At 71.3% G+C, this 14,941-nt stretch carries 13 protein-coding genes; 4 read left to right on the forward strand and 9 right to left on the reverse strand.

What is annotated here, in order from left to right; genetic code table 11:
- Positions 1 to 219 precede the first annotated feature (219 nt).
- Positions 220 to 510 carry a hypothetical protein gene (locus ACZ7LU_RS24800; RefSeq protein ID WP_398302271.1) on the forward strand — a complete coding sequence of 97 codons (291 nt, stop codon included), beginning with the start codon at positions 220 to 222 and terminating at the stop codon, positions 508 to 510.
- A gap of 15 nt (positions 511 to 525) precedes the next feature.
- Here the strand turns inward: ACZ7LU_RS24800 and ACZ7LU_RS24805 are convergent, their stop codons facing one another.
- Positions 526 to 1,230, reverse strand: coding sequence for a M23 family metallopeptidase (locus ACZ7LU_RS24805; protein ID WP_471918045.1), 705 nt, complete (start codon positions 1,228 to 1,230; stop codon positions 526 to 528).
- Between the two features lie 69 nt (positions 1,231 to 1,299).
- On the reverse strand, positions 1,300 to 1,725 hold the full coding sequence (locus ACZ7LU_RS24810; protein ID WP_471918046.1) for an STAS domain-containing protein: 426 nt from the start codon (positions 1,723 to 1,725) through the stop codon (positions 1,300 to 1,302).
- Positions 1,726 to 1,990: 265 nt separating this feature from the next.
- On the opposite strand from ACZ7LU_RS24810, the gene ACZ7LU_RS24815 reads away from it, so the two are divergent.
- A complete protein-coding gene (locus ACZ7LU_RS24815; protein WP_471918047.1) occupies positions 1,991 to 3,220 on the forward strand; it encodes an FAD-dependent monooxygenase in 1,230 nt (409 codons plus the stop codon).
- On the opposite strand, the gene ACZ7LU_RS24820 is transcribed toward ACZ7LU_RS24815, so the two are convergent.
- From ACZ7LU_RS24820 to ACZ7LU_RS24835, 4 genes are all read right to left on the reverse strand, one after another.
- Positions 3,217 to 3,582 carry a response regulator gene (locus ACZ7LU_RS24820; RefSeq protein ID WP_468563454.1) on the reverse strand — a complete coding sequence of 122 codons (366 nt, stop codon included), beginning with the start codon at positions 3,580 to 3,582 and terminating at the stop codon, positions 3,217 to 3,219. The two genes, ACZ7LU_RS24815 and ACZ7LU_RS24820, sit on opposite strands and share 4 nt — an antisense overlap.
- 93 nt (positions 3,583 to 3,675) lie before the next feature.
- Positions 3,676 to 3,933 carry a hypothetical protein gene (locus tag ACZ7LU_RS24825; RefSeq protein ID WP_471918048.1) on the reverse strand — a complete coding sequence of 86 codons (258 nt, stop codon included), beginning with the start codon at positions 3,931 to 3,933 and terminating at the stop codon, positions 3,676 to 3,678.
- 137 nt (positions 3,934 to 4,070) lie between these two features.
- Positions 4,071 to 4,628 carry a hypothetical protein gene (locus tag ACZ7LU_RS24830; RefSeq protein WP_471918049.1) on the reverse strand — a complete coding sequence of 186 codons (558 nt, stop codon included), beginning with the start codon at positions 4,626 to 4,628 and terminating at the stop codon, positions 4,071 to 4,073.
- Positions 4,629 to 4,743: 115 nt separating this feature from the next.
- Complete coding sequence (locus ACZ7LU_RS24835; protein WP_398302285.1) at positions 4,744 to 5,193, reverse strand: DoxX family membrane protein; 450 nt, start codon at positions 5,191 to 5,193, stop codon at positions 4,744 to 4,746.
- A 194-nt stretch (positions 5,194 to 5,387) separates the two neighbouring features.
- Between ACZ7LU_RS24835 and ACZ7LU_RS24840 the strand changes: the two genes are divergently transcribed.
- On the forward strand, positions 5,388 to 6,611 hold the full coding sequence (locus ACZ7LU_RS24840; RefSeq protein ID WP_468090787.1) for an amidohydrolase family protein: 1,224 nt from the start codon (positions 5,388 to 5,390) through the stop codon (positions 6,609 to 6,611).
- A gap of 55 nt (positions 6,612 to 6,666) precedes the next feature.
- Entirely contained in the window at positions 6,667 to 7,632 is a 966-nt protein-coding gene (locus tag ACZ7LU_RS24845; RefSeq protein WP_471918050.1) for an FkbM family methyltransferase, read from the forward strand.
- A gap of 22 nt (positions 7,633 to 7,654) precedes the next feature.
- On the opposite strand, the gene ACZ7LU_RS24850 is transcribed toward ACZ7LU_RS24845, so the two are convergent.
- The 3 genes from ACZ7LU_RS24850 to ACZ7LU_RS24860 form a co-directional block, all read right to left on the reverse strand.
- Positions 7,655 to 8,416 carry a glycosyltransferase family 2 protein gene (locus ACZ7LU_RS24850; RefSeq protein ID WP_471918051.1) on the reverse strand — a complete coding sequence of 254 codons (762 nt, stop codon included), beginning with the start codon at positions 8,414 to 8,416 and terminating at the stop codon, positions 7,655 to 7,657.
- 296 nt (positions 8,417 to 8,712) lie between these two features.
- The gene (locus tag ACZ7LU_RS24855; protein WP_471918052.1) at positions 8,713 to 12,873 is read right to left on the reverse strand and encodes an NACHT and WD repeat domain-containing protein; all 4,161 of its coding nucleotides are present in this window, start codon (positions 12,871 to 12,873) and stop codon (positions 8,713 to 8,715) included.
- 1,110 nt (positions 12,874 to 13,983) lie between these two features.
- The gene (locus tag ACZ7LU_RS24860) at positions 13,984 to 14,880 is read right to left on the reverse strand and encodes a phosphorothioated DNA-binding restriction endonuclease (RefSeq protein ID WP_471918053.1); all 897 of its coding nucleotides are present in this window, start codon (positions 14,878 to 14,880) and stop codon (positions 13,984 to 13,986) included.
- Positions 14,881 to 14,941 lie beyond the last annotated feature (61 nt).

The raw sequence follows: 14,941 nt of genomic DNA on the forward strand, positions 1-14,941 counted from the left end.
GCCGAGGCGAGGTCACGGTGCGGGCGTACGGCATGACCATGCTGGATGAATGCATCGTTTTCGCGAAATGCCGTGGCGATAAGTGGGACAACTGGCCCGAACGGGTGGCGGCGGTCCGTGGCCGGGCGCGCCCCGCGTACAGAGGGCCGCGAATGCGCTTCCTGAGTGAGGCCTCGGCCGGACCCGTGACTTTCGGGAGCCCCGGCCGGTTCTGAAAACATGACTTCAGCACGACGACTCATCACCGCCGTCTCGCTGGCCGCCGGCGCGGTGGCTCTGGCCACGCCGGCCGCCCAGGCGTCCGCCCCCACCCAGGACACGGGAAGGATGGAGGTGCTCGACACCATCGACGGCCTCGGCACGACCGGCATGCCCGCGGACCAGGCGGCCCGGATGCCGCACCTCAAGGACCAGCTGGTCGGCCTCAACAACCTGAACGAGCTGAACCAGCTGCGCCAGATCACCGACCTGGTGGCCCCCCTCACGAACCTCGTGCCCGGCATCCAGTAGGCCGGCGCCCGACGGTCAGATGAGCCGCACTCCGCGCTCGGCCAGGTAGCTCACCGGGTCGATGTCCGAACCGTATTCACGCCGGGCCCGTATCTCCAGGTGGAGGTGCGGGCCCGTGGCACGCCCGGTGGCCCCGCTCCTGCCGAGGAGGGAACCGGCCTCGACGGCCTGGTCCTCGCGGACCGCGATGCTCGACAGATGGGCGACGAGGGCGTAGTGGCCGTCCGGCATCCGCACCGTCACGGCGTTGCCGTACGCGCCGGACCACCGGGCGACGAGGACCGTGCCCGCACCCACGGCGTACACCGGCGTCCCCTCCGGCACGGCGAGGTCGATGCCCGTGTGGTGGCCGGCGAGCCAGTTGCCGCGTATGCCGTAGGCCGCGGAGACCCGGAATCCGACGCGCAGCGGCATCGCGTACTGCTCCGGCGGGGCTTCCGGGACCCTGCGCGTCTCATCCAGGCCGAGCCGGTCGTCCGCCTCGGCCAGGGCGGCTTCGAACTCGGCGTCGTAGGCACCGGTACAGACGTGGTCCGAAGAGGAGTGGTCCGACGGGGAGTGGCCTGGCGGGGAGGGGTCTGACGGGGAGTGGTCTGCCCGGGCGGCGGCGCGGGACGCTGTCAGCGGCAGCGCGCCGCCGGCCAGCAGCGCCGCGGCGGCCCCCAGAGCGCGACGCCGCGTGGTGACCCCTTTTGCCGCACTGGCTATGTCCTGTTCCATGTCCGACAGCTCACCGGTGCCGCGCCCGCCTCGCATCTCGGGTGAGCCGCCCGGCGTATGCCGCCCTGGCTAGGCCGTCGGAGGGAAGACCTCTTCGTCCGCGCCGAGCTCCGCGGGCGGCGGCCAGTGGGGGCGGGCGTGCTCCGGGAGGGAGCGCAGGGCCTGGCTGACCGAGGTGTGGGACGAGAACAGGGCCGTGCTCCCGCTGTGTTCGAGCAGTGTGGCGAGACGGCGGCCCACGCCCGCCAGCATCAGGTCACCGGACCGCCGCCGCAGGAGCCAGTGCAGGGCGAGCAGGCAGTTCAGGCCGCGGGAGTCGCAGAACGTCAGCGCCGTCACGTCGAGGACGATGTGGCGCCGGCCCGCGTCGACCGCACCGGCCAGGGTGTCCATGAAGAACTTCTCGGACGCCTGGTCGAGTTCGCCGCTGAGCCGCAGCACGGCGCAGAGGTCGGAGTGGGCGAGGCCCGCGATGGACAAACGGTGGGACTGCATGCCCATCACACCTCCGGTTTCGTCGACGATCCAGGATCGACGTATACAGGATCGGCAGAGAGACGTCAGCCCACCGGGGCCAAGTCACAGCTGTCACCAGGCACCGGAAGCCGACCGGTCCGGCGCCGAAAGCCGTCCACCCGAATCGGACAATTCACCCGTCCGTCCGGCGCTGGGACCCGCCCTGGACGCATGACCGCCGCTTACGTTGGTGCCCCTCGGCCCCTCTCCGGACGACTCCAGGCCGACGACATCAGGAGCGCGCGTGAAGATCGATTGCGTCGGTGGCGGACCTGCCTCCCTGTACCTGGCCGTCCTCGCCAAGCTCCAGGACCCGTCCCACGAGATCACGGTCCACGAGCGGCACGCGGCCGACGCCTGTTTCGGCTGGGGCGTCACGTACTGGCCGGACCTCCTGGCGGACCTGTACGCCCACGACCCCGAGTCCGCCCGGCTCATCGAGGAGCAGTCCGTGCGCTGGCAGGGCGGGTTCGCCCATGTGGGCGACCGGACCACGGCCCACGACGGCGACCCCGGGCGCGCCATCGCCCGCCACCGGCTGCGGACCGTACTCGCCGACCGGGCCCGGTCCCTGGGCGTACGCCTGGAGTTCGGCCGTGAGATCGGCGGCCGCGCGGACCTCCCCGACGCGGACCTCGTCGTCGCCGGCGACGGGGCGCGCAGCAGGCTCCGCGCCGAACACGCGGACCGGTTCGGCACGCGGGTGACCACGGGCGCCAACCGCTTCATCTGGCTCGGCACGACCCGCGTCTTCACCGCGTTCACCTTCGCTTTCGTCGAGACCGACCACGGCTGGATCTGGTGTTACGCCTACGGGTTCAGCGCCGGGCACAGCACCTGTGTCGTCGAGTGCTCCGCCACGACCTGGGCGGCGCTCGGCTTCGACCGGCTCGGCCACGGCGAGGCGCTGCGCCTGCTGGAGAAGCTCTTCGCCGACCTGCTCGATGGCCATGAACTGCTCGGCCGCAGGGACATCGAGAGCCCCGCCCAGTGGCAGGCCTTCCCCACCGTCACCAACGCGTCCTGGTCGCACGACGGCCTCGTGCTGATCGGCGACGCCGCCCACACGACGCACTACTCCATCGGGGCAGGCACGACCCTCGCGCTCCGCGACGCGATGGGCCTCGCCCGTGCCCTGCGGACCGCCACCGCGCCGGCGGAGCTCCCCGCCGCCCTCGCCGCGTACGAAAGGGAGCGCAAGCAGGCCCTGCTCTCGGTGCAGAGCGCCGCGCGGCACAGCGCCCAGTGGTACGAGAACCTGCCGCGCTACATGGGTCTGGAGCCGCACCAGATGTTCGCGCTGCTCGGCCAGCGGCACTCGCCGCTCCTGCCCCATGTGCCGCCGCAGCTCTACTTCCACCTGGACCAGGCCGTCGGCCGCCTCCAGGCCCTGCGCTGGCTCAAGCAGCGCCTGGGTCCGCGTCTCGCCCGTACGCTGCAGAGCCGCCGAGGCCGGGCGGGGAGCGGCGTCTAGGAGGCGTGCTGCCTGCGGGCCAGCCTGGTGAGGGTACGGACCAGGCCGCCGGGGCCGCTCTCGCGCGCGGGGAGGGGTTCTCCGTCGGAGGAGACGGCGCCGACGACCGCGTCGCCCCCGTGCACGACCAGCTCGCTGGGCAGGCCCAGACCGCGCGCCCGGTGGACGACCGCGGCCGCGTCCCCGGGGAGGCAGGCGCTGAGGTCGATGACCAGCACGTCCGGGAGCAGCACCCGGGCCCGGGCGAGGGCCAGCGTGCTGTCATCGGTGTGGGACAGGACGCACACGTCGGGGATGCTCTCGATCCGGGCGATCAGATCCTTCTCGTTCTCCCGCCCGACCAGCACCAGCACGGTAAGCACGTCCCCATCCTCCTCCGGACGCCCGCCGGTGTCCTGAGCGGGCCGCCGAAGGAGGGCGGGTCGGTGTGCGCGGGTGCGGGTTCCCGGGTGCGGTCAGCGTCCGGTGGTGGCGGCCTGCGTGCTCGTCCGCACGGACTTCAGCCCGGTGTCGACCACGGACAGGGCGATCTTGCCCGCGTCCATCACCTGCTGGCCCTTCTCGATGGGGTCCATCAGGGTCTCGCCGACGGCCCGGCCCACATTGCCCTGTCCCTCTTCGGGCGAGGCCGCGGCGGCGTGAGCGGGGGCGGTCGCGGCGACGGCGGCGGCGGCCAGGGTCAGAGCGGTGAGCATGCGCTTCGAGTTGTTCATGGTCTTTCAAACGGCGAAGAGCGCGGGAAGGGTGCGCCGACACCGCCGGTAATCCGGGCAATTCCACCGTCCGAGCGATGCGGACAGAGCGGCGCGGGGAGCTGTGCACGGGGAGCTGTGCACAGAGCAGCGCCGCTTCAGAAGTGCAGCATCGACATGAGCTCGGGGCTGCGCAGGCCCGTCGACATCTCCGGGAGGCGTTGGCCAGGCCGTATCCAGCCCGCGTGCTCGGCGGCGGTGACGGCGGCCGCCTCCGCCCGGTCCGCCGCGGCGTTCAGCGCCGCGTCCGCGCCGAGGGCGTCCCGGCCCGCCGCGGCCGCTGCCGCCTGCGACGCCTCGAGCGCGGCGCGGTACGCGGCGTCGACGGGCCCGCTCTCGCCGTCGTGCAGCTGTCCCAGCTGGGCGGCCTGCGCGGCGGCGGCCGCGGCGTTGCGCGCGCAGCGGGAGTCCGCCGCCGGGTCGGGGGCGGACTCGGAGAGCACGGCGAGGGCCTGGGCGCAGACGCGGGCCGCGTGGGCGGCCTTCCAGGAGGTGTTCTGCTCGGCGCCGTGCCGCTCGATGTGGTGGCGGACCGCCGCGGCGCGGAAGGCGGCGCTCTTGGCGCGGGCGGCGTGACCTGCCCGGAGAGCCGCGTCAGGGTCCGGCTCGGGGCGTGCCTCAGGGGTCGCTTTCTCGTCGTGGGCGCGGTCGCTCATGGTCGTCTCCTCGTCCGCGGGACGTGCCGGGTGCCGGTGTGCCGGTGTCGGTGACGGTGCCGAATGTCCGGCAGGGTGGCAGCTGCGGCTTCAACAGGCCAGGGGGTCAGAGAAGTCAGACAAGGATTCCCAGGGCCGCGTCCAGCGACCATGTCTGCCAACTCCACGTGAAGAAGGCGACTAGAGAGGCCAGCGCCATCATGAGGTTCTGGCCCTGCTCGGCCCAGTCGTGGATCATCAGGACGAGGTAGATCAGGTTGAGGACGAGGCCGCCGACGAGGGCGACCGGGGTGAGGAAACCGAAGATCAGGCCGAGCCCGAGGGCCAGTTCGGCGTAGGCGACGACGTACGCCATCACGCGCGGCCGTGGCTTCACCACGACGTCGAATCCCCGGCGCACGGCAGGCCAGCGGTGTTTCTCGGCGATGCCCGCGGCCCAGTCGATGCCGCCGCCGCCGAACCACTGCTTCTTGTCCTTGTGGCGCCAGCTCTCCAGCCACCACAGGCCTATGCCGATCCGGAGAACGGCCACCCATTCGGCTCCACCGAGCCAGATCGTCTGCATCGCGCGTCCTCCCCAACCAACCTGACGGGGCGTCAGTTCAGCGGATCGGGCCGTGACGCGCAAGGGGTCGAGTTGCGGGCGGGCGCTTGCCGTCGCCCGGAGGAGGCCATAACCTCGATCCGATGGAATCTGATGGAGCGTCAGGTTTAGGTCGGTGAAACCGGCAGGCGGCGGCAGCGGTAGGGGGCACAACAGTGGTCAGCAGCGAGGTCGGAACCAATGAACTCCCCCGGGTCATCAGCGTGGACGACCACGTGATCGAGCCCGCGCACCTCTTCGAGAAGTGGCTCCCGGCCAAGTACCGCGACCGGGGCCCTAAGCCCTTCACCGCGGGCATCGGCGAACTGGAGTACATCGGCGGCAAGTACAGGTTCACGACGGACCCGGCGGGCCAGATCACCGACTGGTGGGAGTACGAGGGCAACATCTTCCCGTACAAGCGCATCATCGCCGCCGTCGGCTTCTCGCGCGACGAGATGACGCTCGACGGCATCACCCGCGAGCAGATGCGCCGCGGCTGCTGGGACCCGAAGGCCCGCCTCGCCGACATGGACGTCAACCACGTCGAGGCGTCCCTCTGCTTCCCGACCTTCCCCCGCTTCTGCGGGCAGACCTTCTCCGAGGCCAAGGACAAGGAGGTCGGCCTCGCCTGCGTCCGGGCGTACAACGACTGGATGGTGGAGGAGTGGTGCGGCGACAGCGGCGGCCGGCTGATCCCGCTCTGCCTGATCCCGCTCTGGGACGTGGAGCTCGCCGTCGCCGAGATCCGGCGCAACGCAGCCCGCGGGGTGCGGGCCGTCACCTTCAGCGAGATCCCGACGTATCTGGGGCTGCCGTCGATCCACTCCGGGTACTGGGACCCGTTCTTCGCGGCGTGCGAGGAGACGGGGACCGTCGTCAACATGCACATCGGCTCGTCGTCACAGATGCCGGCCGCGTCGCCGGACGCGCCGCCCGCGGTGCAGGCGTCGCTCTCCTTCAACAACGCGATGGCGTCGATGATGGACTTCCTCTTCAGCGGGGTCCTGGTGAAGTTCCCGCGGCTGAAACTCGCTTACAGCGAAGGGCAGATGGGCTGGATCCCGTACGCCCTGGAGCGCGCCGACGACGTGTGGGAGGAGCACCGGGCATGGGGCGGCGTGAAGGACCTGATCCCGGAGCCGCCCTCCACGTACTACTACCGGCAGATCTTCTGCTGCTTCTTCCGCGACAAGCACGGCATCGAGGCGATCGAGACCGTCGGCGTCGACAACGCCACCTTCGAGACCGACTACCCGCACGTCGACTCGACCTGGCCGCACACCAAGGAGGTCGCGGCCGACCACGTCGGGCACCTGCCGGCGGAGATCCAGTACAAGCTGCTGCGCGGGAACGCGATCCGCATGCTGGACCTGCCGTTCGACCGGACCGGCCGGTAGGGGCCGACGACCGGCCGATACGGTTCATCCGACCCCCCGACGGAGAGGCGATCGGATGAGCATTCCCCGGATCAGCACCCCCGGGATCAGCACTCCCGGGATCAGCACCCCCCTTTCGGAGACGCTGGTCACGCTCGGCCGCCGGTACGTGCGTGATGCCCCCGGCACCCTCGGCAAGGCGGCGCTGGCCGCCCGCTTCCTGAATCCGCGCCTCCGGGAGAGCCCGCGCCGCCGCGTCGTCGCCGACCGGTACGGCCATCGGTTCGCCGTCGACACCCAGGACCTCATCCAGCGCTACGTGTACCTCTTCGGGGCCTGGGAGCCGCACATGACGCGGTGGCTGCGCGGGCGGCTCGGCGCCGGGGACGTGTTCGTCGACGTCGGGGCGAATGTGGGGTACTTCGCCGTCCTCGGCTCGGGGCTCGTCGGACCCGAGGGGCGGGTCGTGGCGATCGAGGCCTCGCCCGACTTCCATCGGCGCGTCCTGCGGAACGCCGGACTGAACGGATGCTCCAACATCCGCGCGGTCAACGCGGCCGTGTCGGACGAGCACAAGCGGCTCACGTTCATCCTCGCCAGCTCGAACAACATGGGCGCGAACAGCATCGTCCCGTACGACGGGCCCGCCGAGTCCACCTTCGACGCGGACGCCGTGCCGCTGCCCGAGCTCCTGGAGCCCGACGAGCTCGCCCGCGCACGCGTCATCAAGATCGATGTGGAGGGGGCGGAAGGCGGCGTCATCAGGGGCCTCGCCCCGGCCCTCGACCGCCTCCGGCCCGACGTGGAGATCGCCGTGGAGGTGACCCCCGATCGCATGACGCAACTGGGGGACAGCGTCGACGAATTGCTGGACACCCTGCGGAAGGCGGGGTTCCACCCCTATCGGCTGGTCAACGAGTACGCGGCCGAGAGCTACCCCGGCGCGATCCGGCGCCCCGCGCCGCCGGTGCGGTGGCGGCAGCCGGTGGTCGGCGAGACCGAGCTGGTCTTCTCACGGGTCGACGCGGAGACACTGGAGTGAGCAGGGAGGGTGGTCGGAACTCTCAGTCGGTGCCGGGCCGGAAGTGCCACCCGAGGTCCGCGAGCGCCCTGGCCCTGGCCTCCACCACCGCCATCCGCGCGGCCCGCTCACCCGTGTCGACGTGCGCGCTCTGGCCGGTCGCCTGGCCCTCCCACTTGCGGTAGAGAAGACCCACCTCCGACGAGAACCAGCCGCGCGCCACCGAGTCGAGCGCCAGCAGGAGCCCCGTGTCCTCGGACGCCGGCAGCGCCATCCAGCCGCCCAGGGCGATGAGCAGGTCACGGCGGACGAAGAGCGTGGCCGGGTGGACCGGCGCGCGGTAGTCGTGGCGCGCCCAGTGGTCGAGGACCGTCCCGCGCTCGACGGGCCCGTGCTCCGGATCGCCGGGGAAACCGGCCGTGGAGCCGTCGGGCAGCAGGTCGAGCGCCCGTGAGGTGGCCCACCCGATGGTCCGGTCGCCTTCGAGCGCCGCGAGATCGCGGGCCAGCGCACCGGGAGTGAGCTGGTCGTCGGCGTCCAGGATCTTCACGTACTCGCCCTCGGCGCGCGCGAGCGCCATGGTGCGCGCGACCCCCGGACCGCCGGGCCGCCCCTGGCGGAACGACACCCGCTCGTCGTCCGGGACGTGCGGCGCGACCCGATCGCTCGTGCCGTCCTCCTGGATGAGCCAGCGCCACTCCCAGCCCGGCGGAAGCTCCTGCCGGCGGAGCGACTCGTACGCGTCCGCGAGGAAGGGCGCCGAGGGCGCGTGGACAGCTGTGACGACGATGATCCGCCTGCGCACGGCACTCACCACCTTTCCTGGGCCCACACCCTATGACTCCGAAAGAGGAGTTGACGAGAACACCAGGAAGTTTCGGTACGAAACGATCTCGCGGCTAAAAACCTGAACGGGCGACGGCGCATCGCCCCAGGCGCTGAATAGCGCCGGACAATGGAAGGGCCCGACCGCTGGCGACGGGGGATGCACCAGCGATCGGGCTCTGCTTACAACAGTAACAAGGCTTAATGCGCGACGGGAGTCAACTCTGCCTTTTGACCATGGAGTTGTGATCGGGATCACGTGGCAGTGGCGGTCCGTTACTCGTCGCACGGCGGGTCGTACGAGAGGCGGGGAAGATACTCATCCCATTTATCCCGCGTCAGAACACCCCGCGTGGTCGAGCAAATACGGCTGACGGCTTCGTCGGTGTCCAGGTCCCACAGCCGGACCGTGTCCGTACCGCTCGACACCCCGAGCATGTGGCTCTGCGGGCTGAACGCCAGGAAAGTGCCGGTCTTGGCGTTGGGGCTCATCGACTGGCCGATGGGGGAGACGTCCGCCGGATCGCCGACGTCCCAGAGCCGGACCGTGTTGTCGTTGCTGCCGGTCGCCAGGGTGTGGCCGTCCTCGCTGAACGTCAGCGACACGATCGCGTCGGTGTGTCCTGTCAGGGTCGCGTCGAGGCGGGGCTTCGCGCGGCGGTCCGCGACGTTCCAGAGCCGGACCGTCCCGTCGTCGCTGCCGGCGGCCAGCGTGCGGCCGTCAGGGCTGTACGCGATCTCGTTGACCGGCCCCAGGTGTCCCTTGAGGGGCGCTCCGAGCCGCTTCACGTGGCGCGGGTCGGTCACGTTCCAGAGCCGGACGGTGGCGTCCGCGCTGCCGCTGACCAGCGTGCGGCCGTCGTTGCTGAAGTCGAGGGAGTTGACGTACCCCTGATGGCCGGTGAGCGGCGGGCCGAGCCTGCGCAGCCGGTCCGGCGAGCTGACGTCCCACAGCTGGATGGTGCGGTCCGTGTCCGCGGTCGCGAGGACGCGCCCGTCCGGGCTGAAGGCGAGCGCGGCGGCGAACCGGGTGCGCAGCTTGACGGGCGGGCCGTAGGCGACGGCCTTCCCGGGGTCGGAGACGTTCCACAGCTGCACCGCGCGATTGCCCGTGAGCACCGCGAGCGTGCGCCCGTCGGGCGAGAACACCGGCGAACGGACGAGCCCCTCCCCGGGCCGGAACGGCTTGCCGAGCGCCACCGGCCGCTCGGGACGCCGCACGTTCCACAGCCGGACCTTCTCGTCCCCCGCCGCCGTCGCGAGCACCTGCCCGTCGGGCCGGAACGCCCCGATGCGTCCCAGCATGTCCGCCGTCGAGATCGACCAGAGGCGCACCTTGTTGTCGCCCGTGCCGGTGGCGAGGGTCCGTCCGTCGGGGCTGAACCCGAGGGCGTACATCTCTCCGCTGCTGCCCGCGAGGGGCTCACCGACCTGCGACGGATGCGCCGGATCGCGGACATTCCACAGGCTCGCCGTGCTGTCCGCGCTGGCCGCCGCGAGCATCGTGCCCGCCGGGTTGAACGCCACGGACCACAGCGGGCCGGTGTGGCCGGTCAGCGGCGTGCCGAGCGGCTTGCCGCGGCGGGGATTCCGGACGTCCCAGAGGCGGATCGTGTTGTCCGAGCCGCCGCTGGCGAGCGTGGCGCCGTCGGGGCTGAAGGCGACGGAGTGCGTCGTGCTCGTGTGCCCGCGCAGGACCTTGCCGATCGGCTCGGGGCGGCGCCGGTCGGCCGTGTCCCACAGCCTGATCGGGCCGTTGTCGCCACCGGCCGCCAGCGTCCGCCCGTCGGGGCTGAACGCCACGGACCGCACGGCCGCGGTGTGGCCGGTCAGCTTGGCGAGCGCCTTCGGCCTGGCCGGCGCCGCCACATCCCACAGGCGTACGGCATGGTCCTCGTTGGCGGAGGCCAGCGTGCGCCCGTCCGGGCTGAAGGCGAGCAGATAGATCGTGCCGCCGTGCCCGGTCACCGGCGCGCCCAGCGGCCGCGGACGGCTCGGGTCCCGCACGTCCCACAGCCTGATCGTGCCGTCGTCCGAAGCGCTGGCGAGGGTCTTGCCGTCCGGACTGAAGACCGCGGTGCTCACCCAGCTCTTGTGACCGGTCAGGGGCTTGCCCAGCGGCTCGGCGTGCGCCGGGTCCGACACGTCCCACAGGCGGACGGTCCGGTCGTAGCTGGCGGTGGCCAGAACGCGCCCGTTCGGGCTGAACGAGGTGAGGTACACGGCACCCTTGTGACCCAGGAGCGGTGTGGCCAGCGGCGCGTTCACGATCGAGATCAGCCGGTTCCGTACGCCCTCGTCGCCGGGCCGCAGGCGGTGCGCCACCAGGTCGAGCTGCGCGGACAGCGACGGATCCGTGTGCTGGGCCCGGTCGGCCTCGGCGACGACCTGCTGGAACACCGCGTCGTCCCGCTGCTGCCGCGCGACCACCGCGGATACGACGGCCACCATCGCCAGTACGACGAGGACCGCCACCGCGCCCCGGCTCAGCCAGACGAAGCGCCTGCGCAGCCGGCCCGAAGCGGCCAGGAACTCCACCGCGCCCCGGGTCAGATACGTGTCGCCCGCGCTCTTCGCCCAGGCGCTCGCCTGTTCGAGCCGGGAGCCCCGGTAGAGCAGCGACGAGTCGCGCCCGGAGTCCTCCCAGGCCTTCCCGTCCTCCTCCAGACGCTGGCGCAGCAGATGGTCGCTGCGGTCCTCGTCGATCCAGTCGCGCAGCCGAGGCCAGGCGTGCAGCAGCGCCTCGTGCGTGATCTCCACGGTCTCCGCGTCGAGGGTCACCAGACGGGCCTGGACCAGCGCTTCGAGCGACTCCTCCGTCTTGTGCGGGTCCGTCGACTCCTCCGCCAACTGCCGGCGCGTCCCCCTTCTCCGGGTCGCCTGGGTGTCCTCGCCGAGCCGGACCAGGCGGAGCAGCAGCAGCCGCGCGGCCGTACGGGCGGCCGGGTCGAGGCCGGACCAGGCCCGCTCGGCGGTCGCCGCCACCGCGCCCTGGATGCCGCCCGCCGCGCGGTAGCCGGCCAGGGTGAGCCGCCCCGTCTTCCGCCGCTGCCAGGTGGCGAGCAGCGCGTGGGAGAGCAGCGGCAGCACTCCCGCGTCGTGCGCCCCGCGCGGCCCGTCCGTGCTCACCTCCCGGACGATCAGCTCCGCGAGCCCCGGTTCGAGTTCGAGCCCGACGGCCTTGGCCGGCCCGGTCACCGCCTTGCGCAGCTCACCGGTGGTCAGCGGCCCGAGCACCATGTGCCGGTGCTGGAGGGCGTCGGCCAGCTCGGGGTAGCCGAGGCACTCCTCGTAGAAGTCGGCGCGTATGCCGAGGACTACGAGGGCGGGGGTGGGGGCGGGGGCAGGGTTGGAGCCGGGTTCGGGGCCGGGGGCGGGGGCGCCTGTGCCGTCCTTGGCCGGGCTGCAGGCGGCATGGAGCAGCTGGATGAAGGCGCGCCGCTCGGCCTCGTCCGGGCAGAGAGTGAAGGTCTCCTCGAACTGGTCGACGATGATGACGGGGCGGGTGGGGGGAGTGCGGGTACGGGTGCTTGGTGCGGGGGCGGGGGCTGGGGCGTCTGGAGCCGCCTCCCTGTCGGGGGCCGTGCGTTCTGCGCCCGTGCGTTCCCCGGCCGTGCGCTCCACCCAGGCGGCGACGGACTCACGTACAGACCGGGCGAATTCGGGTGTAACGGGCTCGTCGGCCGTGCCCTCCTCCGGGACGACGTGCGGGACGGCACGCGCGAGCTCGGGTATCTGGCGGAGCAGCTCGGCGAGCGGCTCGCTGCCCGGTACGAGCTGCAGGACGGGACCGGTGGCCCGGCCGCCCTCCTCGTCCAGGGCGCCGTTGCGCAGGGTGGGCACCAGGCCGGCGTTCAAGAGGGAGGACTTCCCCGCGCCGGACGCGCCCACGAGCATGACCAGACCGCCCGTCGCCTCCGCCGCGCGGAGCTGGGAGACGAGGGCCTCCGTGCTCCGCTCGCGACCGAAGAACCACTGGGCGTCCTGCTGACGGTACGAAGCGAGGCCTCGGTACGGGCAGACGCTGGGGGCGGCGGGATCCTCGGCGGCACCCGGCGGATCCGCGCCCTCCTCGGCCCCGGGGGCCCGGTCGCCGACAGGGTCGGCCACCGCGCGCTCCCACAGGCGGTGCCACTGAGCCATGTCGTACAGACCGGCGGAAACGGGTGCGGGCCGTTCACGCCGCGCCTCGGGGATCAGGACGTGCAGTACGGCCGCGAGTGCGGCGAACTGGGCCGGCACGTTCTTCGCGCGCCGCCAGTCGCTGATCCGCTGGGCGGACACCCGTACGGGCCGCCCCCGCTCGTCGACGCGCTGGAGCCTGACGACGGCTTCGGCCACACGCTTGAGGGGCGGGTTACCGGCTTCCTTGTACAGCAGCGCGAGACGTTCCGCGAAGCTTGTGCGTGCCCCTGAGTCGGAACTCAAGGCCTCCACCCCTTACTTCCGCCGCGCCTGGACATCCGGACCGGAAAACTCACTTTATACGGCTGACCTGCGCGGAAGGTGTCCGGACGAGGGTGCGCCCTCCTCCCGGAGACCGGTAACTGGCAGGATTTCGTCGCAGTAGCGAACCAACCACGCAGCGTCCTGGCAGGTCACCGGCGCAGTGCTCACGGAGGCGGCTCACGCCACCGATGGTTCTGAGCCTGGCTTGCGTCACAGTGACGACGGGCTCGTCGCGTGGCTCGAGAGATCAGTGCAGTCGGTCATATACGGACCGCGTTCACATCGAAGGCGTTTCCGGACTTTCCCTGATCCGCGCCGATACGAAGTTCCATCACGGGTCGGCGTTGTACGCGTCGATCGGTGCCGGTCCCCACGAGGGGAGGGACCGGCGCCGGTCCGACGCGCTGCTGCTCATCAGACTCCGCAGAGCGAAGCCCGTCATGCCGCCCACGGCGTGACGGGCTTACACGTGCTGGCTGCGACGGCCCCCGCACCCCCCCCGCACCACCTCCCCCGGAACCTCCCCACCCCACACTCAAAAATCTATGCCAGCCGGAGTAGACATTGGGTGCTGGTGTGGTTATGGTTTCTCTCGTACCCCAGAGAGACCGCAGGGCCTGGCAGAGACGAACTGCCAGGGAGCAGTACCCGCAGTAGCAGTACGCAGGACGGTGCGGTGGTGGAGTTTCGAAGCCAGGGTTGTATGCAGGACGGCGACGGGACTGACCACCGGACCGGGTGGCCCGCAGTGATCAGGGGCCGCCATGAGCAGAACAGCAGTACCGCAGTAGCAGTACCCGCAAGAAGAAGTACCAGCAGTACAAGCAGTAATTGATCACCGAGGAAATACGGAGGAACAAGACGCCATCAGGATCGCCCAGGCAGAAGTCTGAGCCTGGGTACCGCAGGACATCGATAGTGAGGTGGTCTCCGGTCAAGCAACCGCGATCCCCGCACCCCCGACAGCATTCAGGTCGGGCCTGCGGACGCAAAAGGCCGACGCGGTATCAAGGTCGGCAGATGGTGTAGCAATTCCTTCGGGGCCCTGGTGCCGTACGGCACCAGGGCCCCTCCACGTATTAGGGCTCTATTCACTGGTCAGGCGGCCGGGGCAGGGCGCGGGCTGCCGTGGAAGACCTGGCTGGTGTGCCAGGAGCGGTGGGTCGTGGCGACGGGGCGGGCGCCCGGTTGAGGTCCGAGGAGCGGTCGGTCGGCGAGGGCGATGACCTGCTCGCGGGCGGCGGGGCTGTGGCCGACGAAGCGCTGGGAGACCAGGATGCGGTGGCCGTCGCCGACACCGAGGACGCCCTTGTCGAAGAGTTTGTGGTGCAGCGAGCACAGGCACAGACCGTTGTCGACGTCGTCCGGGCCGTCGAACGCCCACCAACGCACGTGCGCCGCCTCCAGCCCGACCGGAACCGCGCCGATCCTGCCGTCGTAGCCGCAGAAGGCGCACCGGTACTCGTACGCCGTCAGGACCCGCTCCCGCATCCGCGGATCCCGCTGCCTGCGCACGACAGCCGAGACCTCCCCGGTCTCCACCGGCTCCAGCTCCAGGCCGGCGGACTCGCACAGGTCGCCATGGAGTGAAGGGGGGAAGTGCAGGTCGAGCAGGACACGTGCCATCCGGCCGAGCAGCGCCGGTTCACGCCGCAGCGCCGCCCGCAGCTCCGGCACCAGCCGCCCGGCGGCCCCCGCGGCCCGCAACTCCCGCACACCGCTGCCGGGGCTGCCCGGCCCCCGATCGGTCCGCACCTCCCACACACCGTCGCTCACCAGGTGATGGAAGGGGTAGGCCGGAGTAGTCCGGTTCGGCGGACCGTACTCGGCCAACAGCCGCTGCAGATCCTCCTCCACAGCGCTGTACCGCAGCTCGCCGCCGGCATCCTGCTGAAACCGACCAAGGGCATACAGCAACAACAACGGCTTGTGCGGAGCACGAACCCCACTCCTACTCCACTGCCTCAACTCCGCGACCCGCTCCAGCCAGTCCATGACCGGCGATCGTAGCCGCGCGTTGTCGACCATCGATCTGCGCATGCGTGGACGAAGCAGC

It is taken from the genome of Streptomyces sp. NPDC039462, from assembly GCF_055639375.1.